The organism is Modicisalibacter luteus DSM 23508, assembly GCF_000378505.1.
Taxonomy (GTDB): Bacteria; Pseudomonadota; Gammaproteobacteria; order Pseudomonadales; family Halomonadaceae; genus Modicisalibacter; species Modicisalibacter luteus.
This window is the reverse complement of sequence record NZ_KB899992.1, coordinates 1-25,972: the sequence shown is the minus strand read 5'-3', so window position 1 is coordinate 25,972 and position 25,972 is coordinate 1. Positions and strand designations below refer to the sequence as shown.

General features: G+C 59.8%; 24 protein-coding genes and 1 pseudogene. 4 read left to right on the top strand and 21 right to left on the bottom strand.

Annotation, left to right across the window (positions count from 1 at the left end; translation table 11 throughout):
• Positions 1-42: 42 nt before the first annotated feature.
• From F568_RS0106715 to leuC, 5 genes are all read right to left on the bottom strand, one after another.
• Complete coding sequence (locus F568_RS0106715) at positions 43-2,172, bottom strand: type IV pilus assembly protein FimV (protein WP_169338659.1); 2,130 nt, start codon at positions 2,170-2,172, stop codon at positions 43-45.
• A gap of 185 nt (positions 2,173-2,357) precedes the next feature.
• On the bottom strand, positions 2,358-3,470 hold the full coding sequence (gene asd, locus F568_RS0106710; protein ID WP_019017947.1) for an aspartate-semialdehyde dehydrogenase: 1,113 nt from the start codon (positions 3,468-3,470) through the stop codon (positions 2,358-2,360).
• A 113-nt stretch (positions 3,471-3,583) separates the two neighbouring features.
• Complete coding sequence (gene leuB / locus F568_RS0106705; protein WP_019017946.1) at positions 3,584-4,666, bottom strand: 3-isopropylmalate dehydrogenase; 1,083 nt, start codon at positions 4,664-4,666, stop codon at positions 3,584-3,586.
• A 125-nt stretch (positions 4,667-4,791) separates the two neighbouring features.
• The gene (leuD, locus tag F568_RS0106700; RefSeq protein WP_019017945.1) at positions 4,792-5,430 is read right to left on the bottom strand and encodes a 3-isopropylmalate dehydratase small subunit; all 639 of its coding nucleotides are present in this window, start codon (positions 5,428-5,430) and stop codon (positions 4,792-4,794) included.
• Between the two features lie 3 nt (positions 5,431-5,433).
• Positions 5,434-6,873 carry a 3-isopropylmalate dehydratase large subunit gene (leuC, locus tag F568_RS0106695; RefSeq protein ID WP_019017944.1) on the bottom strand — a complete coding sequence of 480 codons (1,440 nt, stop codon included), beginning with the start codon at positions 6,871-6,873 and terminating at the stop codon, positions 5,434-5,436.
• A gap of 172 nt (positions 6,874-7,045) precedes the next feature.
• Between leuC and F568_RS0106690 the strand changes: the two genes are divergently transcribed.
• On the top strand, positions 7,046-7,924 hold the full coding sequence (locus F568_RS0106690; RefSeq protein WP_026300374.1) for a LysR family transcriptional regulator: 879 nt from the start codon (positions 7,046-7,048) through the stop codon (positions 7,922-7,924).
• 40 nt (positions 7,925-7,964) lie between these two features.
• On the opposite strand, the gene phaC is transcribed toward F568_RS0106690, so the two are convergent.
• The 3 genes from phaC to F568_RS0106675 form a co-directional block, all read right to left on the bottom strand.
• Positions 7,965-9,887: a class I poly(R)-hydroxyalkanoic acid synthase gene (gene phaC, locus F568_RS22390; RefSeq protein ID WP_019017942.1), complete on the bottom strand. Its 1,923-nt coding sequence runs from the start codon at positions 9,885-9,887 to the stop codon at positions 7,965-7,967.
• 84 nt (positions 9,888-9,971) lie between these two features.
• A complete protein-coding gene (locus F568_RS0106680; RefSeq protein WP_019017941.1) occupies positions 9,972-10,436 on the bottom strand; it encodes a phasin family protein in 465 nt (154 codons plus the stop codon).
• A gap of 155 nt (positions 10,437-10,591) precedes the next feature.
• Positions 10,592-10,939: a hypothetical protein gene (locus tag F568_RS0106675; protein WP_019017940.1), complete on the bottom strand. Its 348-nt coding sequence runs from the start codon at positions 10,937-10,939 to the stop codon at positions 10,592-10,594.
• 174 nt (positions 10,940-11,113) lie between these two features.
• On the opposite strand from F568_RS0106675, the gene F568_RS0106670 reads away from it, so the two are divergent.
• Entirely contained in the window at positions 11,114-11,647 is a 534-nt protein-coding gene (locus F568_RS0106670) for a hypothetical protein (protein ID WP_019017939.1), read from the top strand.
• Positions 11,648-11,664: 17 nt separating this feature from the next.
• Here the strand turns inward: F568_RS0106670 and aroC are convergent, their stop codons facing one another.
• Complete coding sequence (gene aroC, locus F568_RS0106665; protein WP_019017938.1) at positions 11,665-12,750, bottom strand: chorismate synthase; 1,086 nt, start codon at positions 12,748-12,750, stop codon at positions 11,665-11,667.
• 10 nt (positions 12,751-12,760) lie between these two features.
• Positions 12,761-13,756, bottom strand: a complete 996-nt coding sequence (gene prmB / locus F568_RS0106660; protein ID WP_051087933.1) for a 50S ribosomal protein L3 N(5)-glutamine methyltransferase — start codon at positions 13,754-13,756, stop codon at positions 12,761-12,763.
• A gap of 105 nt (positions 13,757-13,861) precedes the next feature.
• Here prmB and F568_RS0106655 point away from each other — a divergent pair, with 105 nt between their 5' ends.
• Positions 13,862-14,434 carry a Smr/MutS family protein gene (locus tag F568_RS0106655; protein ID WP_019017936.1) on the top strand — a complete coding sequence of 191 codons (573 nt, stop codon included), beginning with the start codon at positions 13,862-13,864 and terminating at the stop codon, positions 14,432-14,434.
• 15 nt (positions 14,435-14,449) lie between these two features.
• On the opposite strand, the gene F568_RS22385 is transcribed toward F568_RS0106655, so the two are convergent.
• Together F568_RS22385 and F568_RS22380 are read right to left on the bottom strand one after the other, a co-directional pair.
• On the bottom strand, positions 14,450-15,475 hold the full coding sequence (locus tag F568_RS22385; protein ID WP_019017935.1) for a patatin-like phospholipase family protein: 1,026 nt from the start codon (positions 15,473-15,475) through the stop codon (positions 14,450-14,452).
• Positions 15,468-16,355, bottom strand: coding sequence for an alpha/beta fold hydrolase (locus F568_RS22380; RefSeq protein ID WP_019017934.1), 888 nt, complete (start codon positions 16,353-16,355; stop codon positions 15,468-15,470). The genes F568_RS22385 and F568_RS22380 overlap by 8 nt, the downstream gene beginning before the upstream one ends.
• A gap of 255 nt (positions 16,356-16,610) precedes the next feature.
• Between F568_RS22380 and F568_RS0106635 the strand changes: the two genes are divergently transcribed.
• Entirely contained in the window at positions 16,611-17,555 is a 945-nt protein-coding gene (locus F568_RS0106635) for an AEC family transporter (protein ID WP_019017932.1), read from the top strand.
• 42 nt (positions 17,556-17,597) lie between these two features.
• On the opposite strand, the gene F568_RS0106630 is transcribed toward F568_RS0106635, so the two are convergent.
• The 9 genes and pseudogenes from F568_RS0106630 to F568_RS22375 form a co-directional block, all read right to left on the bottom strand.
• Positions 17,598-18,353, bottom strand: a complete 756-nt coding sequence (locus F568_RS0106630; RefSeq protein WP_019017931.1) for a FadR/GntR family transcriptional regulator — start codon at positions 18,351-18,353, stop codon at positions 17,598-17,600.
• Between the two features lie 100 nt (positions 18,354-18,453).
• Entirely contained in the window at positions 18,454-19,257 is an 804-nt protein-coding gene (locus F568_RS0106625; RefSeq protein WP_019017930.1) for an NAD-dependent epimerase/dehydratase family protein, read from the bottom strand.
• Between the two features lie 54 nt (positions 19,258-19,311).
• The gene (locus tag F568_RS0106620; protein WP_019017929.1) at positions 19,312-20,181 is read right to left on the bottom strand and encodes an amidohydrolase family protein; all 870 of its coding nucleotides are present in this window, start codon (positions 20,179-20,181) and stop codon (positions 19,312-19,314) included.
• The gene (locus F568_RS0106615; RefSeq protein WP_019017928.1) at positions 20,178-21,314 is read right to left on the bottom strand and encodes a mandelate racemase/muconate lactonizing enzyme family protein; all 1,137 of its coding nucleotides are present in this window, start codon (positions 21,312-21,314) and stop codon (positions 20,178-20,180) included. The genes F568_RS0106620 and F568_RS0106615 overlap by 4 nt, the downstream gene beginning before the upstream one ends.
• 33 nt (positions 21,315-21,347) lie before the next feature.
• A complete protein-coding gene (locus tag F568_RS0106610; RefSeq protein WP_019017927.1) occupies positions 21,348-22,628 on the bottom strand; it encodes a TRAP transporter large permease in 1,281 nt (426 codons plus the stop codon).
• 4 nt (positions 22,629-22,632) lie between these two features.
• Positions 22,633-23,175, bottom strand: a complete 543-nt coding sequence (locus F568_RS0106605; protein WP_026300370.1) for a TRAP transporter small permease — start codon at positions 23,173-23,175, stop codon at positions 22,633-22,635.
• A 66-nt stretch (positions 23,176-23,241) separates the two neighbouring features.
• The gene (locus F568_RS0106600) at positions 23,242-24,243 is read right to left on the bottom strand and encodes a TRAP transporter substrate-binding protein (RefSeq protein ID WP_051087932.1); all 1,002 of its coding nucleotides are present in this window, start codon (positions 24,241-24,243) and stop codon (positions 23,242-23,244) included.
• A 34-nt stretch (positions 24,244-24,277) separates the two neighbouring features.
• A complete protein-coding gene (gene kdgD, locus F568_RS0106595) occupies positions 24,278-25,195 on the bottom strand; it encodes a 5-dehydro-4-deoxyglucarate dehydratase (protein WP_019017924.1) in 918 nt (305 codons plus the stop codon).
• 398 nt (positions 25,196-25,593) lie between these two features.
• A pseudogene (locus F568_RS22375) lies at positions 25,594-25,972 on the bottom strand (aldehyde dehydrogenase (NADP(+))); the annotation flags it as partial.

The window sequence follows — 25,972 nt, the reverse complement described above, 5'->3', positions numbered from 1 at the left end:
TGGCTGCAGCGCTTGGCTGCGGCTTAACGGGGCGTTGCCCGTTCAGCGCTCCGGCTTGATCTTCGTGGTGTCGGTAGCGGGCTGGTCATTATCCAGATTCAGAGGCTCGAATGCCACTTCTTCGATGTCCCAGCCAGCATCATCGAACCCTCCTAGAGACGAGCGCTCTGTAAATTCGGGAAAATCGACGCTGGGCTGCTGCAACTCATCACGACGCGGCTCATACTCCGGCTCGAGGCTGGGCGGCTCATAATCTATGATCCGCTCGACATCGGCGAACACATTGTCCACGGCGTCCTCGATATGCACCGTTTCGTCCAGAATCCGTGTCGACAGGTCTTCGGATGCTGTCGCGCCGAAGCCTCCAGAACCGCCATCTTTCCCACCGCCCTGACGCCCCCTGACCAGAAATGACGTCGTTGTGCCCTTCTCCTCTGTGAGCTGGTCATCATTATCCTTAAAGCGTGCCATGAGCTGTACAGCCTCCGAGCGGCAGTCGTTGTCGGCATGCTCCATGAGATGCGCAGCCTCTTTCTTGGCGGCATCGCGCATGCCCAGCTCGGTATAGGCGATCAGGAGCTTGAGCCGGAGATCATGTCGCTCAGGCTCACCTTCCAGGCTTTTCTCCAGCAGCTCACACGCCTGCTCGTAGCGTCCATAGGCGATGAAGATGTCGGCCTCGTTGATAGTCTCGGCCTGTGGTGCGCTTTCAGATGGCGAGGCGACACTCAAGGGGACTGTCGCGGGGACCTTTTCGACGAAGTCAGGCACGCCACTATCGCCCATGGGCTGCTGAAAGCTGTAATCTCCACCCTCATCGGGCTCGCGCTGGCTTCGCCGGCGTATGATGACCCAGACCATCAACAACAGGGCAATGGCGCCCCCACCGATCAAGGTTGCCTGATCGACGATGCTCTGCCAAAGGCCGGTCTTGGCCTGCGCGCCAGACGATGCCGTAGTAACAGTTGCCTGGGCCGCCGACGAGGAAGTCGACGCTGTTGGCGAGGTAATGGCTAACGGCTGTACAGGTTCCTCAGCCACTCTCGCCGGAGGGGCAACTACCGACTGGCTGAGCTGCTCACGGAGTGCATCCATATCTTCGCGCAGCGAGGCAATCTCGTTCTGCAGGCGGTCACGCTCGTCACGTACCTCCGCCAATGCTGCTCGGCTGGCCTGCCAGTTGGCTTCCAGCGCTGCCAGACGGGCCGCCTCGTCACGCAATGGGGCGCTGGCTTCAGCCTGTGCATTCTCAGCCGCATCGGGCTGATGAAGTCCTGAATCGCGAACCTCGCTGCTGGCCGATACAGCTTCAGCGGCCAACTCGGCATCGCTAAGCAGCGTAAGACGTGGCGTCTCCGCCCCCGTCGATGCCGTATCGTCACGCCCCGCCGATTGCCAGACCTGATTCTGCTGGATGACCTGCTGGCGTGCGTTGCTGGCAGAATCGGCCAGCAGTTGCTCCTGTGCAGGGACCTCAAGTACGGCGCCCGCGCGCAGGCTATTGATGTTGCCACCGGGAAATGCCGTCTGATTGGTGCGGAACAGTGCCATCATCATCTGCTCGACACTGACACCGGCCGGTCGGGAGACACGTTCAGCAATGCGCCCCAAGGTATCACCGGGCTTGACCTCGATACGATGGGCCTGTCCAACTGGAACGGCAGGCAAGCGCTCTGTACTTCTCATCGGCGAGGCCGATGGCAGCGGGGTTGACTGGGCTATATGTGGCACTTGCTCGGAGGATGTTGTTCCGTTGCCGATGAGTGCTGCCGTAGTGGCATAGCCGGGTGGATCGAGCAATAACGTAACTTGACGGCGATGCGTGCCATTCGGCCACTCCAGCGCCAGCAGCAGATCGAGATAGGGTTCATGGACCGGCTTGTCGGTACTCAGCATGACCGACAGCTGCCCCTCTTGCCGAGAGAGAGACATCTGCACACTTTCAGCCAGAGCACTGCGTGACAAGCCAGCCTGAGTGAACGCCTCGGCATTAGCCAGCCGTACGCGAAGATGGCTGGGGTCCAAGCCATCCAGATCGGATATCGCGATACGAGCCTGCAGCGGCTCGCTCAAGCTGGACCTTACCTCGGGTTCAGCCAGGCCCAGCGCATGCAAGCCAGGACTCGCCGTCGCCAACGTGGCCAGGACGGCCAGCGATACAGTGCGTCTCATCTTATCCCCTGACATGCCCGCCGCCATCAGTAGCCACGTAGCGGCGTTCGTATTAACTTTGCCGACATAAGTACCATAAAACCGTACCAAAGCATTAAACGAAAAGCCCTGTGAATACCCGTTATTTGCTCTCACAAAAACGCCTCCCGAGTGGGAGGCGTTTGATATGGGTAACGGCGCAGCGATTACTTTTCGCGCAGGATCTGCAGCATGCGCTTGAGCGGCTCGGCCGCGCCCCACAACAGCTGGTCGCCAACGGTAAAGGCGGTGAGATATTCGCCGCCCATGGCCAGTTTGCGCAGGCGCCCCACCGGCACGTTCATGGTGCCTGACACGGCGGCTGGCGTGAGCTCACGCAGGGTCGCCTCCTTCTCGTTGGGTACCACCTTGACCCACTCATTGTGCTTGGCCAGGCGATCCTCGATTTCGTCGAGCGGTACGTCCTTCTTGAGCTTGATGGTAAAGGCCTGGCTGTGAGAGCGCATCGCCCCGATACGCACGCAGAGCCCATCGATGGGGATCGGGTTGGCACCGTGGCCGAGAATCTTGTTGGTCTCGACGCTGCCCTTCCACTCCTCACGGGTCTGGCCATTATCCATGGGCTTGTCGATCCACGGCAGTAGGCCACCAGCCAGCGGCGCACCGAAGTTCTCGACGGGGAAACGGTCGCCGCGCATCGACTCGGATACCTTGCGGTCAATATCGAGAATGGCACTGGCTGGATCGTCCAGTTCATGCTGAACGGAGTCGCGTAGCGTACCCATCTGGGTGAGCAGTTCGCGCATGTGCTTGGCGCCGGAGCCGGAAGCCGCCTGGTAAGTCATGGACGTCATCCACTCCACCAGGTCGGCCTCGAACAGCCCACCCAGACCCATCAGCATCAGGCTGACCGTACAGTTGCCGCCTACGAAAGTCCTGGCGCCCTTGGCCAGTTGGGCATCGATCACGTGGCGGTTGACCGGATCGAGGACAATGGTCGCCTCGTCGGCCATACGCAAGGTGCTGGCTGCATCCAGCCAGTATCCCTTCCAGCCAGACTCGCGCAGCGGTTTGTACACTTCATCGGTGTAGCCGCCGCCCTGGCAGGTCACGATCACGTCCAGCGACTTGAGTTCGTTCTGGTCGTAGGCATCCTTGAGCGGGGGCACGTCCACACCGATGTCTGGCCCCGGCTGGCCGACCTGCGAGGTGGTGAAGAACACCGGCTCGATGCCGGCGAAGTCATTCTCCGAGCGCATACGGTGCATGAGCACCGAGCCCACCATGCCACGCCAACCGACAAAACCGACTTTCAACATGTGAAGTCCTCCTGAATTCCAAGTGTCACCGACAGCCTTGCTGCCGGTGTGCGTCCGCGGGTGCCACGGGCGCGATCAGACCGAGCCTGGACGCCAGGCCAACGGCGCGGCGCTCAGCGCTGTGCCCGGAAGGCCTCGAGCACGGCGTCACCCATCTCGGTAGTAGTTACTTTGCGCGTTCCTTCGTAGGCGATATCGGCCGTACGCAGCCCCTCGTCGAGCACGCTACCCACTGCCCGTTCGATGCGCTCGGCAAGTGCGCTCTCGTTGAGGGTATAGCGCAGCATCATCGCCACGGAAAGAATTGTCGCCAGCGGATTCGCCAGCCCTTTTCCGGCAATATCCGGCGCACTGCCATGGCAGGGCTCGTACATGCCCTGACCACTCTCATTAAGCGATGCCGAAGGCAGCATGCCGATCGATCCGGTCAGCATGGCCGCAGCATCAGACAGGATATCACCGAACATGTTACCGGTGACGATGACGTCGAACTGCTTGGGAGCCCGTACCAGTTGCATGGCAGCATTGTCGACGTACATGTGCGAGAGTTCGACATCCGGATAGTCGGCGGACAGACGCTCCATGACCTCACGCCACAACATTGTGACTTCGAGCACATTGGCCTTGTCGACCGAGCACAGCCGACCACTGCGTTTCTTAGCCATCTCGAAGGCGACGCGACCGATACGCTCGATTTCCGACTCCGAATAGACATAAGTGTTGAAGCCAACGCGCTGACCATCGCGCTCTTCGATACCGCGCGGCTGGCCGAAGTAGATGCCACCGGTCAGCTCGCGCACGATCATGATATCGAGCCCCGATACCACGTCCGGCTTGAGGCTGGAGGCCTCGGCCAGCTGCGGGTAAAGCAGTGCCGGGCGCAGATTGCCGAAGAGGTTGAGATTCTTGCGCAGTCCCAGCAAGCCTTTCTCGGGGCGTTTGCTGATGTCTTCCAGCTTGTCCCACTGCGGGCCACCGACGGCACCGAGCAGGATGGCATCGGCGGCCTTGGCCTTGTCCAATGTCTCGGCCGGCAGAGGCTCGCCGAAAGCCTCGTAACCGGCGCCACCCACGAGCCCGTCCTCAAGGGTAATGCCCAGGCCGGTATCGCGGCAGGCGTTAAGGATCTTGACCGCTTCGGCGGTGATTTCCGGGCCGATACCGTCACCCGGCAGAACGAGAATTTTGCGGCTCATGTGCTTACTCTGGCCAGGACCCGGCAGGCCACGTCTGTCTGCCCGGTCGTTTTGAATGAAGCGCTGTCCTTGCGCGGGCTTCGAAGAAGCATCCCTGGTTTGCGTCCAGCGTTGTGGTTATGAAGTTAGCGGAATAGCCACGGCTGAGTTTGGCGGTGGCGTTGTTCGAACTCGCGGATGGCGCCTTCTTCCTGCAACGTCAGGCCGATGTCGTCGAGACCGTTGAGCAGGCAATGCTTACGGAAGCCATCGATATCGAAACGGATCACCTCACCTGAGGGCGTGGTCACCGTCTGCGCTTCAAGATCGACTTCCAGGCGATAGCCTTCGGTGGCCTCGGTCTCCTGGAACAAGCGATCTACCGTCGCCTCGTCCAAGGCAATCAGCAGAATGCCGTTCTTGAAGGCATTGTTGTAGAAGATGTCGGCAAAGCTGGGCGCGATGACTACTCGGAAACCGAAATCCTCGAGCGCCCAAGGCGCATGCTCGCGCGAACTGCCACAGCCAAAATTGCGCCGTGCCAGCAACACGCTGGCCCCTTGGTAGCGAGGCTGATTGAGTACGAAATCGGGGTTCAAAGGGCGCTTCGAGGCATCCTGTCCCGGATAGCCCTCGTCGAGATAACGCAACTCATCGAACAGGTTGGGCCCGAAGCCGGTGCGCTTGATCGACTTGAGGAACTGCTTGGGGATGATCAGGTCGGTGTCGACGTTAGCCCGATCAAGCGGCGCCACCAGACCCTGATGCTGGGTAAACTGTTGCATGGTTCAGGCCTCCTGGGGCTGTTGGGCGAACTGACGCACGTCGACGAAGTGACCGGCGATTGCCGCCGCAGCAGCCATGGCCGGGCTTACCAGGTGGGTGCGTCCACCGTAGCCCTGTCGCCCTTCGAAGTTGCGGTTGGAAGTCGAGGCACAATGCTCGCCGGCACCAAGCTTGTCGGCGTTCATCGCCAGACACATGGAGCAGCCCGGCTCGCGCCATTCGAAGCCAGCCTCAAGGAAAATCTTGTCGAGCCCTTCGGCTTCGGCCTGACGCTTGACCAGTCCAGAACCCGGCACCACCATCGCCAACTTGATAGAATCGGCCACCTTCTTGCCCTTGGCCACCTTGGCCGCCTCGCGCAGATCCTCGATGCGCGAGTTAGTGCACGAGCCGATGAATACCTTGTCGAGCCGTATGTCAGTGATCTTCTGGTTGGGCGCCAGCCCCATGTATTCCAGCGCCCGGGTCACCCCACGCTTGACAGTGTCGTCGCCGATGACGGTCGGGTCGGGCACCACATCCTCGACCGAGGCGACCATCTCGGGGCTGGTGCCCCAGGTGACCTGCGGTGCGATCTCGGCGGCGTCGAGCACCACCTCCTTGTCGAACACCGCATCGTCGTCGGAAACCAGGCTGCGCCACGTATCGACCGCCGCATCCCAATGATCTGCGGACGGCGCATACGGACGTTCGCGCAGGTAATTAATGGTATTGTCATCGACGCCCACCAGACCGACCCGCGCCCCGGCCTCGATGGCCATGTTGCAGATGGTCATACGCCCTTCCATCGACAGGTCGCGAATTGCACTGCCTGCAAACTCAATGGCATAGCCGGTTCCGCCAGCAGTGCCGATGCGTCCGATGATGGCAAGGACGATATCCTTGGCGGTCACGCCGAGGCCGAGCTTGCCCTCGACGCGAACGCGCATGTTCTTCATCTTCTGGGCGATCAGACACTGAGTGGCGAGCACGTGCTCGACCTCGGACGTGCCGATGCCATGGGCCAGTGCCGCAAAAGCACCGTGGGTCGCGGTGTGCGAGTCGCCGCAGACCACGGTCATGCCCGGCAAGGTCGCACCCTGCTCAGGGCCTACGACATGGACAATACCCTGACGGGCGTCGTTGATGCGGAATTCCTCGATGCCGAAGGACTCGCAGTTATCGTCCAAGGTCTGAACCTGGATCAGCGAGACCGGATCGATGATACCGGCGTTGCCGGCGGCCCGTTCTTTCACGGTGGTTGGTACGTTGTGATCAGGCGTGGCCAGGTTGGCATCCAGCCGCCATGGCTTGCGTCCGGCCAGACGCAGGCCCTCGAAGGCCTGAGGTGACGTCACTTCGTGCAGCAGCTGCCGATCGATGTAGATCAATGCGCTACCGTCGTCGCGCTCCTTGACCAAATGTTGCGACCACAACTTGTCGTAAAGCGTCTGGCCTGCCATGGGTTTCCTCCAGCGTGCTCGGCTGAGCTCGGTCATGTCCGGTATTTGCGGCGCTCTCGGTCGCCGTCACTTGAAGGAGACTACGGGCCACCTCGCATAAAATCAATTCATGTTCTTTATCCTTTGGATTCCAAAATGGAATAATAACTTTGTCTACATCTTGGAAAACCACATGGATACACAAAGCCTTCAAGCCTTTCTGGCCGTCGCCGATCACGGCTCGTTCTCGCTAGCCGCGGAACAGCTCTATCTGACTCAGCCCGCCGTCAGCAAACGTATCGCCACTCTGGAAGACCAGATCGGCGCTCGACTGTTCGACCGCATCGGTCGCCGGGTCAGCCTGACCGAAGCCGGCCGCGTGCTGCTGCCGCGCGCCCGGGAGATCCTAGTGATGGTGGACGACAGCCGCCGCGCCCTGGCCAACCTATCCGGAAGCTTCGGAGGCAGCCTGACCATGGCAACCAGCCATCACATTGGCTTGCATCGCTTGCCGCCTATTCTCAAGGCCTATACCCAGGCACACCCCGAGGTGCGTATGGACATGCGCTTTCTGGATTCCGAGCAGGCGTACCAGGGTGTGCTGGATGGAGAGCTGGAAATCGCTGTGGTAACCCTGGCCCCGGTGCCCGACCCGCAACTGCTGGTGGTTCCGGTCTGGACCGACCGCCTGCGCTTCGTTTGCGGCAAGGATCATCCATTGGCCGGTCACGGCACGCTGCCCCTATCGGCCTTGTCAGACTACGATGCCGTGCTGCCCGGTCACCTGACGTTTACGCGTGGTATTGTCGTCGATACCTTCGCCCGTGACGGCCTGAAGGTGAATGTAGCTCTCTCGACGAACTATCTGGAGACGCTAAAAATGATGGTCGCTATCGGCCTCGGCTGGAGCGTGCTGCCGGAATCGCTGATCGATGGCGAGGTCCATGTGCTGCCCATCGACCATCGGCCCATTGAGCGCCCGCTGGGTTATTTGGTGCACAAGAGCCGTACGCTCTCCAATGCGGCGCGGTCAATGATGGAAATGCTGGATCAAGCCATCGAACGCAACTAAAAAAACCCGCACCGAAGTGCGGGTGGCTGGCATAGGAAATTTAGTGTTTTTCCTGGCTGAGCTCCTGCCCAGGGGATTCGGCCACCTCGGCCTCGCTTCCCGCCGCAGTTTCGGCATGATCTGCAGAGCGCTCAAGTAGCCCCAGGACTTCGGGAATGGTCTGTTTGACATAGCGCCCGGGGGCCGGCTCAAGGATCTTCAGCTCGCCCTCGCCGGGCTGACGTGCCGGCACCTGCTTATCGGCATCGACATAGCCATTGTCAGTCATCCAGGCCTGCCAGTGCGGCCACCAGGAGCCTTCGTTCTGCGTCGCGCCTTCCAGCCACGCTTCGTGCGTATCGGGCAGCTCGTCATTGGTCCAGTAACCGTACTTGGTGCGCGACGGTGGATTGACGATACCGGCAATGTGGCCGGAACCACCCAGTACGAAGGTCACAGGCCCCTTGGGCAACTGGGTACCGTAATAGGTGGACTGCCATTTGGCGATATGGTCTTCGCGAGTGGAAATGAAGTAGCTGGGCGTAGAGATCTTGCGCAAATCTATCTTGACGCCATCGAGCTCGATACCTCCAGGCTCGACCAGTCGATTCTCAAGATACATGTTACGCAGATACCAGCCGTGCGTCGCCGCAGGCAGGTTGGTGCCGTCGGTATTCCAGTACAGCAGATCGAAAGCTGCCGGGGTTTCCCCCTTGAGGTAATTGTTTACGTAGAACGACCAGAACAGGTCGTTCTCACGTAGCAGGTTGAACGAGAACGCCATTACCCGACCATCGAGGTAGCCATCGGCTTCCATCTGGCGTTCGAGTCCCTGCAGCACCGTCTCGTTGAGGAACACGCCGATCTCGCCGGGATCACGAAAATCCAGCAATGTGGCCATGTAAGTAACCGAGCGCACCTTGCGTGCTCGCCGGGTACTAGTCAGGTAAGCCACCGTCGAAGCGGTCAACGTGCCGCCCACACAATAACTGAGCAGATTGACTGACTTCTCGCCGCAAGCTTGTTCGATCGCCTCCATCGCGGTGATCGGCCCCATCTGCATGTAATCGGCCCAGGTGATGTCGCTCTGCTCGACCCCCGGGTTTCGCCAGGAGATCAAAAAGACGGTGTGGCCCTGGTCCACCAGCCACTTCATCATCGAATTGTCCTGGCGCAGATCCAGAATGTAGTACTTATTTATCCAGGGCGGCACGACCAATAGCGGTGTCTTGAACACCTGCTCGGTAGTTGGGCGATACTGGATCAATTGCATCAATTCGTTCTCGTAGACCACCTCTCCCGGCGTTACGGCAATATTTTCGCCGATGCGGAACGCCTGCCGGTCCGTCATGGCCACATTGATGCCTTCAGCGGAGTTGGCCAGATCCTCGCGCAGTCGCTTCAACCCATCGACCAGGTTCTGACCGTTGGTTTCCAAGGTAAGCCGCATGACTTCAGGGTTAGTCGTGACGAAGTTGGTCGGCGCCATGGCATTGACGTACTGTCGGGCATAAAACGCCAAGCTGCGCTGTTGCTGCGTCGGAAGACTATCAATGCTTTCGATCAGTTCATTGACCAGCCGCACCAGCAGCAGGTAGTGCTGCATGATATAGCGGTAATAAGGATCATTGTGCCAGGCCTCGTCCTTGAAACGCCGGTCCGTCGGTTCCGGCTCGATAATGAGGCTGCCCGGCTCCCCGGCGCCGGCTACCTCACGCAGGGTTTGCTGCCAGAGCCGTGCCTGATCCTGTGCGAGACGCATTTGCGCCCCATAGATGGATTGAGGCTTGAATGCCAATGCTTGAGCGCCTGCACGCAGGTTATCGCGCATATCCTGATAGATAGTCGATCCGGCTTCGCCGGGCAGCGCCCGGGTAATAAATTCCTGCATTAACAGTTGGTATTCCTGCCCGATCGTTTCCAACCTGGCAGCCCACTCCTCATTGGCCCATGGCCCGACGCCGAATTGCAAACCTGACTGCATATCCCCTCCTGACGCCCTGCCCAACTGCAGGGCACCCACGAAACAAGACAAGACCGGCAGAGCCGGCCTTGCTGGTCTTGCTGATCAACTATTGTTCTTGCCGCCCCGTGAGCTATTGGACGAGCTGGAAGGTTTGCTTGAAGAAGGTGAACTGGTGGATGCCTTGGTCGCGCTCTCGGCTTCCTGTGCGGTCGAATTGGCCTGATCCATCGCTTGCTGACTCACATCGGAAAAGGTCTTTTGCAATTCGTCACGGAAGGCAAGGCTCAACTCGGTCATGGCACGAGCGTCTTCCATCATCTGCTGGGACAATTCGCTCATGAGCTCGCTCTGGCGTGCAGCAAAGTCGCGCATGTCATCGGGATTCTTGATATCCGACGCGGCACGCAGGCGCTCGGTTCCCATTTGGCTGTAGCGTTTCATCGACTCCAGCTGGAACTGGGTCATCTTCTCCATGTTGTCCAGCATCAAGCCATTCAGCTTGCGCATGGGCTCGAAGAAGTTGCGAGTCTGCTCGGTAAAGGCGTTGAAAAACTGATCCTGTTGCATGACGAATCCCTCCCGGAGGATCAAGCACGAAGTTGGCAATACGCTTTTGCTGCACTGCAAAAAGACTACTTCCACTTGCTGAGGGTTGCAATAGCACGATGGCTGAGGCCGGTAGATTCACCAATCAGCTCGACAACTCTTGCCCCAGCCCTTTATCAGCTCTTTCTTGACTGACGCGATGTTGCAGATGCGCTAGAGCGGCGCGTTTCGCTCGCTTTCTCGGCATCGCTCTCCTCGCTCGACTCCGCGCGCCGGCCAGTGCCAGCCTGACGCATCATGTCCAGCATCATCTGCTGGTAATTGCCAAAGTTGGTCATACCCTGGGACAAGCCCTGCTGCATGAAGGGCTGCATCAGGCTCCACGGGTCATACCCTTCCACGCCAGCTTCCATCTGTTGCTGGATGCGGGACATCAACTCGCGCTGGAAAGACTCGACATCGGGCAGCCCCATGGCCTGGCGAAATTCGGCGGGAGTCAGGTCGAACTCGAGGTGGATTTTCATGGCTGGGCTCGATCAGTGAACGTCTCCTGAGTGTAGCAGTAATGGGTACCGTCACGGTGCCCTCCAGGCCTGCCGATGTTTCGTCACAAGCCTTAGCGTTGACGGATGCCGATCTACACTGGGATTCAGATCAAGCGTGCCCCTTCCCGACAACAGCTTACAAGGCAGAACACGATGCAACGGCTCTATTTTTTGACACCAGACACACAGACGGCCGCCAACATTACCGAGGAGTTGAGCGACTTGGGACTCGATCAAGGCCACATCCATGTGGCTTCCAGAAACTCGCAGGCCTGGCAGGATACCGGGGTGAAAAAGGCCACATTCGTGCAGACGACCGACACTGTCGATGCCGCCAAGCGCGGTGTGATGATCGGCGCGCCTCTAGGCCTGTTCATTGGCTTGGTCGCTGCCTTGGTTCTGGCGATTCCTGGCCCAATGGGCATGACTGCCATGATCGTCGGGCTGGGCGTCTTCGGTGGGCTTTTCGGGCTGTGGGCGAGTACGCTTATCGGCGTCTCCGTACCCGATGCCAAGGTAAAAAAGTATCGCGGCGATATCCGCCGCGGCGCCATCCTCATGATGGTCGACGTTCACGAGAGTCAGGAGGACGAGATCGTGAGTCTCATCCACCGCCACCATCCACAGGTGGACATCGAAAAAATCACTCGCGAAGAACGCCAACATGCCGAGGGCCAGGGGCACTGACCCAAGGGCTTCGAAGGTTAACGCAGGCGCGGCGTCGATACCGAGACATCGGCGTTTTGAGCGCGATGCCGTAGAAGATGGTCCATCAGGGTCAGTGCCATCATCGCCTCGGCGATGGGTGTGGCGCGAATGCCGACGCAGGGATCATGACGCCCCTTGGTGATCACCCCGACCGGATTGCCGTCGATGTCGATGGAGCGCCCAGGCTGGGTGATGCTCGAGGTCGGCTTGAGCGCCAAGTGCGCGATAATCGGCTGACCGGAACTGATACCGCCAAGCACACCGCCGGCATGGTTGGACTGGAAGCCCTCCGGCAACATCTCGTCGCGGTGCTCGCTGCCACGCTGGACGACACTCGAGAAGCCGTCACCGATTTCTACGCCCTTGACCGCATTGATGCTCATCAGGCCGTGGGCCAACTCGGCATCCAACCGGTCGAAGACCGGCTCACCCAAGCCCACCGGCACACCTTCGGCCACTACGGTGATCTTGGCTCCGACCGAGTCCTGATCGCGCCGCAGCTGATCCATATAGGCTTCCAGTTCGGGGAGTCTGTCAGGATCGGGACAGAAGAAGGGATTGTCATCGACGCCCTCCCAGGATTTGAACTCGATGGCAATGGGCCCGAGCTGGCTCATATAGCCACGCACCTGGATTCCCTGCATGGCCAGGTACTTCTTGGCGATCGCCCCGGCGGCGACACGCATCGCCGTCTCGCGCGCACTGGAGCGGCCTCCGCCCCGGTAATCCCGTAGTCCGTACTTGTGATGGTAGGTGTAGTCGGCGTGCGCCGGACGAAAGCGATCCTTGATGTCGGAATAGTCCTTGGAACGCTGGTCGGTATTCTCGATCAACAGTCCGATCGGCGTACCGGTAGTCACGCCCTCGAAGACCCCCGAAAGGATACGCACCTCGTCCGGCTCACGACGCTGCGTGGTGTAACGTGACGACCCCGGCCGACGCCGATCCAGATCGTGCTGCAGGTCAGCCTCGGTCAGCGGTAACCCTGGAGGGCAACCGTCGACAATGGCGCCCAACGCCGGGCCATGGCTTTCGCCGAAGGTGGTTACAGTGAACAGCTTACCGAAGGTATTGCCGGACATGCAGCGATCCTCAAAGAGACTCAGGCGAAGTGAAGTAAGACGCGTACTCGTCGAGTTCCCGCGCGGTCAGCGCGAAAACGCCGTGTCCACCACGCTCGAACTCCAGCCACAGGAACGGTACCTCGGGAAAGGCCGCCTCGAGGTGACGATCCGAATTGCCGACCTCGACGATCAGCACCCCATCGTCATTGAGGTGGGTCCGTGCCTCGCGCAGGAGACGGCGCACGATGTCCAGACCATCCTTGCCGGCCCCCAGGGCCAGCGCAGGTTCATGCTGGAATTCCGCCGGCATGGTAGCCAGGTCCCGGGCATCCACGTAGGGTGGATTGGCGACGATCAGGTCGTAGTGTTGCCCCGTCACGCCGTCGAACAGGTCCGAAAGCACCGCACGTACACGCGCCCCGACATCGTGGCGGGTGATATTGGCCTTGGCGACGTCCAAGGCCTCGGCACTGACATCCACCAGGTCGACTTCGGTCGTCGGCATGTGCAAGGCCGTGGCGATGCCGATGCACCCCGAGCCGGTGCACATGTCGAGTACACGGGCTGGAGGAAAGTCGGGAAACCAGGCGGCAAAGTCATGCTCGATCAACTCGGAGATCGGCGAGCGTGGAATCAGTACGCGTTCATCCACGTCGAAGGGGTAGCCGGCGAAGAACGCCTCTCCGAGCAGATAAGGCAGCGGGCGGCGCGTCTCGATGCGCTCACGTACCAGGGCCACAATGCGTTGCCGTTCCATGTTCAGCAGGCGCGCATCGAGCACCGAAGGATCGACATCCCAGGGCAGATGCAACGCGCCGAGCACCAGCGCCACGGCTTCGTCCCAGGCGCTCGCCGTGCCATGCCCGAAATGCAGGCGTTGGGTGTGAAATTCGCTGGTTGCCCAGCGCAGGCAATCTCGCAGGGTCAGTAGCTCGTCAGCTAACTGCGTGTCGTCGAGACTGAGCGTGGATACGGCGGCGAGTCGGGAAGCGGTCACACGACGTCCTGTAGATGACAATGACATGGAGGGCTGATTGTACCCGCCGAGCGCGGCGGTTCACAGTCACTGCCAAGTCGCTATACTGGGCGCTCCCTGCCAGAGCCCCATCAACCGACCGAGAGATTCGACATGAGCCGACGCCGCGGTACGCCTGACGAGGAGGAAGTCTCCCTGTTTCGCCAGGCCCTCGAAGAGGCCGGCGTACGGCGACTAACCAGCGATCGTGCCGACCCCGGCAAGCCCCGCCGGGACGATGGCCGACTCGCCCAGCGTCGCGTCGCGGCCACTGCCGCCTCCCCCGACACCCCGTCCAGCCGCACCAGTGATGGCCGGGTCGAGCCGGTCCGGCCCAGCGAGGCATTGGACTTTGCGGTGCCCGATCTGCCCTACCGCACGCGCAGCTCCCTGAAGCGCGGCCAGATCGATTGGGAAGCCGGCCTTGACCTGCATGGCTATACGCTTGATGAGGCCCGCCACGAACTGGAAGAGTTTTTGCGCGAAGCCCGTGACAACCGAATGCGCTGTGTACTGGTCGTGCATGGCAAGGCATGGACCGGCATGGCCGACCACCCGGTGATCAAGAGCCACGTCAATGCCTGGCTGCGTGAATGGCCGACGGTGCTGGCCTTCTGCTCGGCCCGCGACATCGATGGCGGCACTGGTGCCATATATGTCCTGCTGCGTCGACGGGGGGAGGTGTAGCCACCCTAGCCCATATCAGTTGGCCGGCTTACCTACCGGTGGCTCGCTGATGACAGATTGACCGCCGTCGGCCTTGCCTTCGTAACGATCCAATGCCTGGGAAGCCAAGTGTCTTCCTAAACGAATCAGCCCTTCGGCCCGGTGAAATTCATAGGCGCCGCATACCGTCTTGGGAATGTCGATGAGTACGTCCGGCGGATAGCCGGCAATCTTGTACTTGGCCAGGGCCGCCTGGGTGATCTCGAACGAGGCCAGCATGATGTCGAGTTTGCTCCATGCACGCTCGGTAGCCCGCTGTCGTTCCGTCTCCCCTTCTCTCCCCTCGGGGACAATAGGCGCCCCGCTTCCGTTGAGCATACGCTGGGCCCGGGTGCGCATACCCCCGACCCATCCGTAGACTCCCTTGCCCTGTGCCTCGAGCGCAGCTTCACGCGCATGCTCTTCGGCGGCCTCGTCGGGGGGAAGCAACTCCTCGAGCGAGACAGGCCGATGGGTTTGGGCGGTCGCGTTCACCGCCAGGATCAGGTCGGCATGGGCGGAAACAGTGGGAATAATCGGTAGCGGGTTGAGCAACCCACCGTCGACCAGAATCTGGTCGCCGATCCTGAGCGGGGTAATGAGGCCGGGCACGGCAATGGAAGCCCGGATGGCCTGAAGCAGCGAACCGCTCTGAAACCATACCTCACGCTGTCGGGTAAGATCGGTGGCCACCGTGGTCAATGGAATCGGCAGATCCTCGATGCAGATATCCCCGATCAGCTCCTTGAGCTTGCCCATGACCTTGCCGGCCCGCATCGCCCCCATGGCATTCCAGGTGATATCAACCAACCTGAGTACATCGAAGTAATCGAGCTGGCAGACCCAGGTGCGATAACTCTCGAGCTGGCCGGCCGAATAAATACCGCCGATGACGGCCCCCATCGAGCAACCGGAGATAGCAATAACCTCGTACCCCCGCGCCTCGACTTCTTCGATGACACCGATGTGAGCGTAGCCACGGGCGCCGCCACTACCCAGCACCAGTGCGATGCGTTTAGCCATGCTCTTCCCCTACCAACCCCGCATCCACATGCTCGGCAATAGTATCGGCCACCGCAGCAACAGCTAAAGGCTCCAGATGCAAATGATGGCCGCCGGGCAGGATATGTCGCGACAGGTGCCGAATCGCCGACCGGGCGTTCTGCGCGAAATCGCGCTCGGCCAGGATACCCCGCTCGCCCTCGATCAGTAGCACCGGCCTATCGATGGAACCCAGCAGAGCCAGCGCCTGCTCGGGACAGAAACGCACCAATGAAGGACGCAGCAGCCGCCCATCGGTGCGCAGCCGGCATGTACCATCTGGCTCGATATCCAGGTTGCGCCGGACCAACGGCTCCGCCGTGGCAGCATCGATGGGGGTTACCCCCCCACTGACCCGGACCGCCACGGCCGTCTCGACATCCGGATAGTGCGGGGCGGATGAGGTGCGCCGACGGTGTCCCAGAATACCCTTGCGCAATTGATTGGCGGTGTCCTCAGCAGGCGTGTACAGCGTTCCGATGCCGTCGATCAGGACCAACCGTTCGACTCGCTCGGGCAAGGCGGCCGCGACCAGGCAGGACACTCCTGCGCCCATTGAATGTCCAAGCAGCGTCGCACGCTCCATCCCCAGGGAGGACAAGGCATCGAGCACGTCGTGGATATAGTCCCAGATGGCATAATCGACGCCGGCCGGGTGGCGCCGAGACAAGCCATGGCCGGCAAAGTCGATCGCAACGATGCGAATGCCCAACCGCTCTGCCAATCGTGGGGCCAATCGCGAGAAACTGGCCGCATTGTCCAGCCAACCATGCAGCGCCAGCCAGGTCGGGGCCTCTTCATGGCCCCAGCTCAAGGCGGCAAGCCGGCCTTCGGCCAGCGTCAGTTCAGTGGCAGTGATCATGTCGGCATTCCTCGGCAGCGATGTGGTCAAGGCGGTTACGCTAGGCCTAGCAGGCTAACGGGTTTACCATGTATGGCCGTTATCGCCAATCATACGCTCGTATGAATTTCTCTTGCCATAACCAAGAAGGATCCTTTCGTGCCAAAGCCTCGCCCGCCCCGTGATACCCGCCTTCGCAATGGCCTGTTCTTATTGACGGTGATCGCCGCCTTGGCCGTCGGCTTCTGGCTGGTACGCTAGGAGGCTCACCCCCGCATGGCATTGCTGGACGTCTTTCTCCATACCCTGGACGTGACCTTGCCGGTCTTCGCCATGGTCTTTCTCGGTATCGTCCTGAAACGTATCGGCTGGATCGATGCGCATTTCATCTCTACAGCCTCGATGCTGGTGTTCAAGGCAACCATGCCGACCCTGCTGTTCCTGAGCATCATCAAGGCTGACCTGGACATGCTTCAGCCGGGCCTGATCGGCTATTTTCTGGGCTACTCGACGCTGAGCTTCCTGCTCGCCTGGGGCTGGGCAATCTGGCGTTGCCCCATCGAGGAACGTGGCGTCTTTGTCCAGGGGGCCTTTCGTGGCAACTGCGGTATCGTCGGTCTGGCACTGGCCGCCAGCATGTACGGCAATTTCGGCTTGTCCCTGGGTGGCATCATGGCCGGGGCAATCATCGTGATCTACAACATCCTGTCTGCCATCGTGCTGGCCATTTATAGCCCCAGCATTCAGTCGGATATCGGATCGATTCTTCGCAACCTGGCCAAAAACCCACTGATACTTAGCGTCCTGATAGCCATTCCTGTCGCCTATTGGCAGATTCCTCTACCGTCATGGCTGATGACGTCGGGTGACTATTTCGGCTCCATGTCGCTGCCGCTGGCGCTGATCTGTATCGGTGGGACGCTATCGGTCAAGTCGGTCAAGGCGGGAAGCCGCCTGGCGCTTGATGCCAGCCTGTGGAAGACTGTCTGGCTACCGGCGCTGGGCGTGTTGGGCGCATTGATGCTGGGTTATCGCGATGCCGCCCTGGGAACATTGTTTCTCTTTCTGGCCAGCCCAACCGCCGCCGTGAGTTTCGTCATGGCCAAGGCTGCCAATGCCGACACCAAGCTGGCCGCCAACATCATTGTAATATCCACGTTCAGCTGCATGCTCACGGTGAGCCTCGGCATATTCTTGCTCACCCTGAGCGGACTAATCTGAGCCGGTCATTTGCAGGACGATCATGGGGCCGCCCTCCCCCGGTCATGCTTCCTGAAACTTGGCGTACATGTTGCGGGCGCGATTGAGGTGCTGATACATCATCTCGCGGGCTGTCGCTGGATCACGGGCGAGAATCGCCTCGAGAATGTAGGTGTGCTCCTCCTCGACTCGGGCCAGATACTTATCCGTCGAGGAGGTATTGATTTCGATGCTCATCAGTTTGGCACGCGGAATCACGCTCTGGCTAAGTTGCTCGTAGAACGCCTTGAAGAAGGGATTCTTGGTCGCCTCCGCAATCGCATAATGAAACTCGTAATCTTCGGTGCGTGCTTGAGTCTTCTCGGCACGCGCCCGGATGAAGGCGTCATGCTTTTCCTGAAGAATGCGCCGATCATCGTCGTCATGACGCTGCGCCGCCAGTTCGGCCGCCGCCGGCTCGAGGTTCAGACGTAGCTCGAGCACATGCAGTATGTCCTCGACCGTGGTGGGGCTGATCCGCTCAGCGGGCATGGCTTCGACCGCCGAGGTGCGAATCACCGTGGTGCCCACGCCGCGCCGGGTTTCAACCAGCCCCAAGGACTTGAGGTGCGTGATGGCCTCGCGGATGACCGTTCGACTGACGCCGAATGACTCGCACAACCCGTTTTCAGTGGGGAGTTTCTGACCGACCGTGATGCCACCGCTGGTGATCAGGGTCTCCAATTGGTCGGCCACGTGCACTGACAGGCTGCCCTCTCGTGAGAGCTTCTGTACATTCAACTGTGCCACTGTTGCCAGATTTTCCGGTTTACCTGTCATAGCCGTTTCCACTACCCAAAACATTCATCGGCCGGCACGTGGCTGCGTCGCCGCCACGTGCCGAAATCAGCGCAGGCTGCCTGGAAGGCAGCCTGCGAACTCATACCTCATCGTCCGGATGGCCAAAGGTGACGAACTTGCCGCCTTGATAGATGACCGCCGGATCGTCGGGTCGCAGCCCCGTGTCCTCGGCTTCAACCTCGTCACGCCACGGCTCGGAGCTATCCTGGGGTGTCCAGCCCAGAAACGCCGAAGCGCCATTGTCCCACCATTTTTCGGTATTGTCCGACGCCCCATAAACTACGGTACAGCCCAGTTTGGGCGCAGCAAATGCGCGCTGCATCAGACGCATGAAGTCTTCCACACTTAGCCATGTCGCCATCATGCGCCGATCCTTGGGCTTGGGAAAGCACGACCCGATCCTGACATTCAGGGTCTCGATGCCAAACTTGTCATGATACAGACTGGCCAGGTCCTCACCGAAACACTTGGAAACACCATAGAGTGAATCGGGCCGGCGCGGTACTTGGGTATCGAGTTTGCGGGTACGCTCATAGAACCCAATGGTGTGGTTGGAACTGGCGAAGACAATGCGCGGCTTGCCGAGATGGCGAGCGGACTCGTACATATTGTACGTGCCGACGATATTGGACTGGAGGATGCTGTTCCAAGGTTTTTCGACCGAGACGCCCCCCAGGTGAATGATCCCGTCGCAGCCAGACACCAGATCATGAACGGCCTTGGCATCGGCCAGGTCGCAGGTCACCAGCTCTTCATGGGCAGCGGGCTCGCCCAGATCAGCGATATCCGATAGACGCACGGTTTTGGCCAAGCGTGACAGATAGGGGCGAATAGCCTGGCCGACACCCCCAGCAGCGCCTGTGACCAGTAAGCGGTTCAACATGATTGTCTCCTAGTGGTTTTGGGTTGTTGTCGGAAGCTGGCAATAACCTTGGGCTCAGAACCCGTAAAGCCGCGCCGGGTTATCGACGAGAATCTTCTTTTGCACGTCGGGCTCAGCCCAGTGCAGCAGCACATCGAGCTGTTCGGCATCGTCGGGGTACTGCGAGCGTGGCACGCCCACGTGTGGCCAATTGCTCCCCCACAGGATGCGATCGGGCGCGTGCGCAATGACTCGCCGGGCGATGGCACCGATGTCCTCGTAACGCGGGCCGCCCGTCACGCTGGCCTCATAGCCTGCGCAGACCTTGAACCAGGCATTGCCCTTGTCGAGCAGGCGCAGTATCTCGTCGACCCGCGCGTCGTCGGCTGGCACCGGGTCCATGAACTTGCCGATGTGATCGATGATGTACTCCCCTTCGATCTTGCGAAGCTCGTCCACGTAATCGTCGAGATGACGACCGTTGAACTGGACCATCAAGTGCCAGCCCAGCGGCTTGATGACCCGCTCGACATCCAGCATGCGGTCGATCTTCACGGCGCCACCCGGCAACTGCATGATGCGCGCCCCACGTACGCCGCGTGCATGCCAGTCCTCGAGCTCATGCTGTGGCGTATCCGGTGTGACGGCGGCAATACCCCGTGCCGTTTGCGTGCCGAACATATCCAACGCCTGCAACAACGCTCGGTTATCGAGCTGGTAGGCGTTGGGTTGGGTGACGACGACACGCTCCAGCGACAGGCGCCGCTGTACCTGGCGGTAATCTTCCACCGTAGCAAGCTCGGGAATCGCTGGCCCGCCGGGCTGCGCTTCGAAGCCCGGCAAGTAGATATGGATGTGGCAGTCGGTTGCTCCCGGCGGTGCCTTCAGCACAGGGGCCGGCCCATCGAGGGGACGTGTGTTGGCGGGGATATCTGACACGCTCATGCCTCCTTCAGTGCGTATTGCCGTAACGCATCGCGGTTGATCTCTATACCGAGGCCGGGACCATCGGGAATGGCGACAACGCCACCGTCATGCTCCAGCGGCGTGTTTACCACAGCCTGGCGAAACGGATTATGGGTACGATCGAATTCCATGATCGGCTCTATGGGCTCACGGCGCGGCGGGTTCGGGGGCAAGGCGGCCATGACCTGAAGGCTGGCTGCGATACATACCGCCGTGCCCCAGACATGGGGCACCAGGCGTACACCGAACATCGCCGCCATGTCGACGACGCGGCGCATCTCGGTAAACCCACCGACACCGCAGACATCGGGCTGGGCAATGTCCACCGCCCGCGTCGACAACGGCTCGAGCATGGCGTAGCGACCATGCCAGTTCTCACCGCTAGCCACGGGTAACGGCTGGCCCTCGCGCACGGCGCGGTAGGTGCCGATCTGCTCAGGCAGTACCGGCTCCTCGAACCAGTCGACCCCGTAGGCTTGGGCGCGTTTGCCGACTTCGAGCGCCTCGAGCAGGTCATAACCATGGTTGGCATCGATCATAAGCCGCCGACCGGGGCCGATCGCCTCGCGCACGGCGGCGATCACTCGCAGATCTTCCTCGACATCGAAACCAATCTTGATCTTGACGCCATGGAAGCCCTCGCGGGCATAGCCGCTGACCTCCGCGGCGATGTCCTGCACGCGGTCGACGCCCTCACGCCGGAAGGAGCCGGTAGCATAGGCCCGCACGCTGTTGCGAAAGCGTCCGCCTAACAATTCAGAGATGGAAGCCCCGTAATGTTTCCCCTTGATGTCCCACAGCGCGATGTCGATTCCACTCAGTGCCGTGACCGTCAGGCCGCGCTGCCCCTGGTCGCGAAGCCGGTTGTAAAGTTCCAGCCAGAGTTTCTCGGTTTCCAGCGGGTTGCGCCCGATCAGCCCGGCGGCATAGATCCCGACGACGGAGGCATTCGCCTTCGCCGGGCCCAGGCACTCGCCCCAACCTACCGTGCCATCGTCGCAGACGATCTCCACCAGGCAGTGCTGGCGCCGCTCGAAGCGCATCGATGCACTTTCGAAGGCGGTCTCCAGTGGATGATCAAGAATATGCGTATGTACTTTGTCGATCTTCATCTACGAATGTCCTTAGTCCGCTCGTTTCAAGCATCAGTCCATCATGTTCGGTAGCGTCATCGAGATGGCTGGCACATAGGTCACCAGCATCAGCGCAATGAACAGGGCCAGATAGAACGGCCATATGGTTTTGACGGCTTGCTCGATCTTGATCTTGCCGATCACGCTCCCGACGAACAGACAGGCACCGACAGGCGGCGTGCACAGGCCCAGCCCCAGGTTCATCATCATGATGATGCCGAACTGGATCGGGTCCATCCCGAACTGCATGGCAATCGGCAGGAAGATCGGCGTACAGATCAGGATCAGCGCCGCCATGTCCATTACCATGCCCAACCCCAGCAGAAGCAGGTTCAGTAACAACAGGATGACGAGCGGATTGTCCGAAATCTGAAGAAGCGCATCGCTCAATAGCTCCGGCACGCTGTATAGCGCAAGCAGATAGGAGAATGCCGACGCGCAGCCCACCAGAATCATGACCAGTGCCGTGGTTCTAACAGACTGATAAACCGCCTTCTTGAAGGGTTCCCAGCGCAGTTGGCGATAAACCAACGCCGTCACGACGATAGCGTAGATGGCACCAAAGGCACCCGATTCGGTCACCGTCAAAATGCCCGAGAGCACCCCACCGACAATGATCACTGCCGTCATCAGGCCAGGCAGTGCCGCCGCAAAGCTGATGATCAAGGCATGCCAACCCGGGAACGCCTCGCCGGAATAGCCGCGCTTGACCGCCACCAGATAGGCCGCAATGGCTAATGTCAGGCACATCAGCACGCCTGGCACGATCCCGGCCATGAACAGCTTGGTGACCGAGATGCCGCCACCGGCGGCCACGGCATAGAGAATCATGTTGTGGCTCGGTGGAATGACTACCCCCGCGATGGAGGAAGTGACAGTGACGTTGACTGCATAGTCGGCGTCATAGCCTTTTTCCTTCATTACGGGAATGAGGATCGAGCCCAGCGCCGACACATCAGCCACGGCGGATCCCGAGATACCACCAAACAGCATGGAAGAGCTGACGTTGACCATCCCCAGCCCACCGCGTACGCGGCCAACGGCAGCGGAAGCCAGCTTGACCAGGCGATCCGAGATGCCGCCATGCAGCATCAATTCGCCGGCAAAGATAAAGAAGGGAATCGCCAGCAGTGAAAACACCGAAATTCCCGAAAGTACACGCTGGAAGGCTACGAAGAGCGGCAAGCCTTCATACAGAAAGGCCCCGACGGCGGCCAGACCGACAGCGAAGGCGACCGGCGCGCCTACAATGAGCCCCAGGAAGAACAGGCCAAAGAGTATTGTTAGCCCCATGTCGTTACTTCCTCCCTAGAGTCGTTCTAATGGTGCGTTCGATGACATTGACGCTGGAGAACAGGATCATGAGGACTCCGCAGACCACCAGCGGTGCAGCTCGCCAACTTTCGGAAATGCCGATCATGGGAATGGCCCGGGTGAGGTTGTCCATCACCATGATCCAGCCCTGCCAGGCCATGAAGCCACCAAAGACGATGACGAAAAGATCTGCGATGTAGCGCATGATTTCGCGAGGCAGCCTGGGCAGGCCCTCACGAATGAAGTCGATACTGAGGTGGCTGTTATTGCGCACACCGGCGGCAGCCCCCAGACAGGTGATGTATACGACGATGACCAACGAAGATTGCTCTACCCACGTCGGTGTATCGTTCAGCACGTAACGCCCGAAGACGAGCCAACCGAAGGAAATGATCAGGAAAACCAGCAGCACTCCCGATACGATGATGCAAAGCTGAGCAAGCCCATCCAGCACGCTATCCAGCCTTGTCCGAGCCGGGGCCTGTGCTTCGCTCTGGTCACTCATTTGGTCGGAATAGGAACTCACGATGGAATCCTTTTCAAAACACCCTCATGCCGGTAGCGGCATGAGGGTGTTCATTTCGCTCAAGGGTTATTGTGCTGCCTGGATATCATTCACCAGCGTCTCGAGCTGCGGATGTGCTTTAACAAACTCCGCGTAGATAGGCTGCATCTTCTCCTGGAAGGCGGACTTGTCGGCAACTTCATTGATCTTCACGCCCTCGGAAAGCACCTTTTCACGGCTTGCCTTGGAGCGCTCAGCCCACAATTGACGTTGCTCCTCGGCCGCTGCCACAGCCGCTTGCCGGACGATTTCCTGATCCTGCTCAGAGAGTGATTCCCATGAGGATTTAGCGATACACAGGCACTCCGGCAGGATCAAGTGCTCGGTCAGGGAGTAATACGGGGCAATTTCGAAGTGGTTGCTTGACTCATAGGAGGGGTAATTGTTCTCTGCCCCATCGAGTACGCCGGTCTTGAGTGACTGATAGACTTCTCCGTAGGACATCGGCGTGGCATTGCCGCCCATCGCATCGATCATGTCCACGTAGAGGTCGTTGTTCATGACACGGACTTTTAGCCCCTCGACATCAGCCGGCGTTTCTACAGGGCGCTGCGTGTTGTAGAGGCTGCGTGCGCCTGAATCGAACCAGGACAGCGCGACCAGGTCCTTCTCAGCCAGTGCATCGGCGAAACGCTGGCCGATCTCGCCGTCCATGACCTTGTGCATGTCATCGACGCTCTTGAAGATGAACGGCAACGACAACACGTTGGTTTCCGGTACGATGGGTCCCATCGGGCCCATGTTGAAGTTGGCGAAGTCCAGCGCCCCGTTGCGGGTCTGCTGGATGGCATCAGGCTGATCGCCGAGTACGGCGTTGTGATAGACCTTGGGCTCGACACGCCCTTCCGTCTTTTCCGCTACTTCCTTGGCGAAACTCTCCAGGGCAACGGAATTGGGGTAACCCGGCGGATGGATGTTCCAGCCGCGCCACTGCTCGGCGTATGCAGGCAGCGATAGCACTGTCAGTGCGCTGGCCGCCGCAGTGACCTTCAAACCGTTGGAAATGCTTTGGCGCATTGTTTTTTTCATGACATGTCTCCCAGTAAGAAGAGTGTTGTTCTGTTTATAGTTGGTTGGCGATATCGATGAGTTGCTTGAGTTCCTGACGCTCTTCCCTGGTCGGCATGACCAACGGTGAGCGTACACTTCCCGCAGGCTTACCGATGATGTCGGCGCCCTCCTTGATCAGGCTCACGGCGTAACCTTTGCAGTTATCGCGAAGATTGATGAAGGGAATGAAAAACTCCTGCGTAATTTGTTTGACGACCTCCTTATTGCCGTTGCGAAGTTCACGATAAAACTTGAGCGCCATCTCAGGCACGAAATTGAACACCGCCGAGGAATAGGTATTCACTCCGATGGCGAGATACGCTTCGGCGAAGATTTCCGCCGTTGGCACGCCGCCCACATAGACCAGGCGATCCCCGACGGTCTTGACGATCTTGTTGAGCGCTTGGATATCCCCTTTGCCGTCCTTCAGGCCAATCAGATTAGGGCAGGCATCAGCAAGCTTCTGGACCGCATCGGCGTCGAGTACACCATTGCCGCGGTTGTAGTAAATGACGTTGATGGTTGTCGAGTCGCAGATCTGGCGGGCGTACTCCACGAGCCCCGCCTGCGGACATTCGGTCAGGTACGGCGGCATCAGCAGGATACCGTTGGCGCCGGCATCTTCAGCGACCTTGGCAAAGGCCTGGCCGCCACCTACGCTCAGCCCCGCGCTGGCAATGACCGGCACCTTACCTCCCACCGCCTCAACGGCCAGAGTGACAATCTCGCGGTATTCATCCAGGCTCAGATTGAAGAACTCGCCGGTGCCGCCAGCCACGAACACGGCGGAAATCTCATGGCTGACGAACCATTCCAGGCGCTTGCGGTAGCTTTCGGCGTCGAAGTTGCCGCTGGTATCAAAATCGGTAATGGGAAACGACAACAAGCCATCCCCGATGGCACTGATGACACCCTCTCTGGTGAAATTCACTGGTTATCCTTATTTATTTGGCGAAGATGATAAGTTTTACGTCACACTTCGTAGATGCTCCGAAGCGCAAACCTTATGTCATACATCATATGTCATAAAACCTAGCCCTCTCTTTATCCACCAGCAATATCGACATTAGTGGATACCACCAAAGCCCAATAACGCTTTAGCCAAGGAAAGATAACGTTTTATATATGAGGCAAATATTGTCTGAATACAGCGAACCTCACTGAAAAACCTCACCAAGAGATTGTTTTTATAAACAAAATAAAAATATATCTGTGAAAAGGACTGCCGCGAACAACCACACTCTTGTTCTTAGATACTGATCGTGAATACAAAAAACCGGCATGGGTCGCCCCATGCCGGCTCGGTCATTCATCGTTCAGCTACGATAATCAGCCTTCGCGCTTGCCGTCATAGAGCCGCTTGAGCCCCAGCGGGTTGCTCTCCTTGAGCGGCTCGGGCAGCAGCCCTTCCGGCAGCGCCTGGTAGCACACCGGGCGCAGGAAGCGGAAGATCGCCGCGCTACCCACCGAGGTGGTGCGGCTGTCCGAGGTCGCCGGGTACGGCCCGCCGTGAACCATGGCATGGCACACCTCGACCCCGGTCGGCCAGCCGTTGACCAGCACGCGGCCCGCCTTGCGCTCCAGCGTCGGCAGCAGCGCACGCGCCGCGTCGAGGTCGGCATCGTCCATCTGCAACGTGACGGTGAGCTGGCCTTCCAGATGCTCGGCGACCCGCTTCACCTCGGCCGTGTCGTTGCACTCGATGACC

Excerpts from the sequence above, each read along its gene's own strand:
- F568_RS0106715 (WP_169338659.1), bottom strand. The coding sequence starts at position 2,172 with ATGAGACGCACTGTATCGCTGGCCGTCCTGGCCACGTTGGCGACGGCG.
- asd (WP_019017947.1), bottom strand. The coding sequence starts at position 3,470 with ATGTTGAAAGTCGGTTTTGTCGGTTGGCGTGGCATGGTGGGCTCGGTG.
- leuB (WP_019017946.1), bottom strand. The coding sequence starts at position 4,666 with ATGAGCCGCAAAATTCTCGTTCTGCCGGGTGACGGTATCGGCCCGGAA.
- leuD (WP_019017945.1), bottom strand. The coding sequence starts at position 5,430 with ATGCAACAGTTTACCCAGCATCAGGGTCTGGTGGCGCCGCTTGATCGG.
- leuC (WP_019017944.1), bottom strand. The coding sequence starts at position 6,873 with ATGGCAGGCCAGACGCTTTACGACAAGTTGTGGTCGCAACATTTGGTC.
- F568_RS0106690 (WP_026300374.1), top strand. The coding sequence starts at position 7,046 with ATGGATACACAAAGCCTTCAAGCCTTTCTGGCCGTCGCCGATCACGGC.
- phaC (WP_019017942.1), bottom strand. The coding sequence starts at position 9,887 with ATGCAGTCAGGTTTGCAATTCGGCGTCGGGCCATGGGCCAATGAGGAG.
- F568_RS0106680 (WP_019017941.1), bottom strand. The coding sequence starts at position 10,436 with ATGCAACAGGATCAGTTTTTCAACGCCTTTACCGAGCAGACTCGCAAC.
- F568_RS0106675 (WP_019017940.1), bottom strand. The coding sequence starts at position 10,939 with ATGAAAATCCACCTCGAGTTCGACCTGACTCCCGCCGAATTTCGCCAG.
- F568_RS0106670 (WP_019017939.1), top strand. The coding sequence starts at position 11,114 with ATGCAACGGCTCTATTTTTTGACACCAGACACACAGACGGCCGCCAAC.
- aroC (WP_019017938.1), bottom strand. The coding sequence starts at position 12,750 with ATGTCCGGCAATACCTTCGGTAAGCTGTTCACTGTAACCACCTTCGGC.
- prmB (WP_051087933.1), bottom strand. The coding sequence starts at position 13,756 with ATGTCATTGTCATCTACAGGACGTCGTGTGACCGCTTCCCGACTCGCC.
- F568_RS0106655 (WP_019017936.1), top strand. The coding sequence starts at position 13,862 with ATGAGCCGACGCCGCGGTACGCCTGACGAGGAGGAAGTCTCCCTGTTT.
- F568_RS22385 (WP_019017935.1), bottom strand. The coding sequence starts at position 15,475 with ATGGCTAAACGCATCGCACTGGTGCTGGGTAGTGGCGGCGCCCGTGGC.
- F568_RS22380 (WP_019017934.1), bottom strand. The coding sequence starts at position 16,355 with ATGATCACTGCCACTGAACTGACGCTGGCCGAAGGCCGGCTTGCCGCC.
- F568_RS0106635 (WP_019017932.1), top strand. The coding sequence starts at position 16,611 with ATGGCATTGCTGGACGTCTTTCTCCATACCCTGGACGTGACCTTGCCG.
- F568_RS0106630 (WP_019017931.1), bottom strand. The coding sequence starts at position 18,353 with ATGACAGGTAAACCGGAAAATCTGGCAACAGTGGCACAGTTGAATGTA.
- F568_RS0106625 (WP_019017930.1), bottom strand. The coding sequence starts at position 19,257 with ATGTTGAACCGCTTACTGGTCACAGGCGCTGCTGGGGGTGTCGGCCAG.
- F568_RS0106620 (WP_019017929.1), bottom strand. The coding sequence starts at position 20,181 with ATGAGCGTGTCAGATATCCCCGCCAACACACGTCCCCTCGATGGGCCG.
- F568_RS0106615 (WP_019017928.1), bottom strand. The coding sequence starts at position 21,314 with ATGAAGATCGACAAAGTACATACGCATATTCTTGATCATCCACTGGAG.
- F568_RS0106610 (WP_019017927.1), bottom strand. The coding sequence starts at position 22,628 with ATGGGGCTAACAATACTCTTTGGCCTGTTCTTCCTGGGGCTCATTGTA.
- F568_RS0106600 (WP_051087932.1), bottom strand. The coding sequence starts at position 24,243 with ATGAAAAAAACAATGCGCCAAAGCATTTCCAACGGTTTGAAGGTCACT.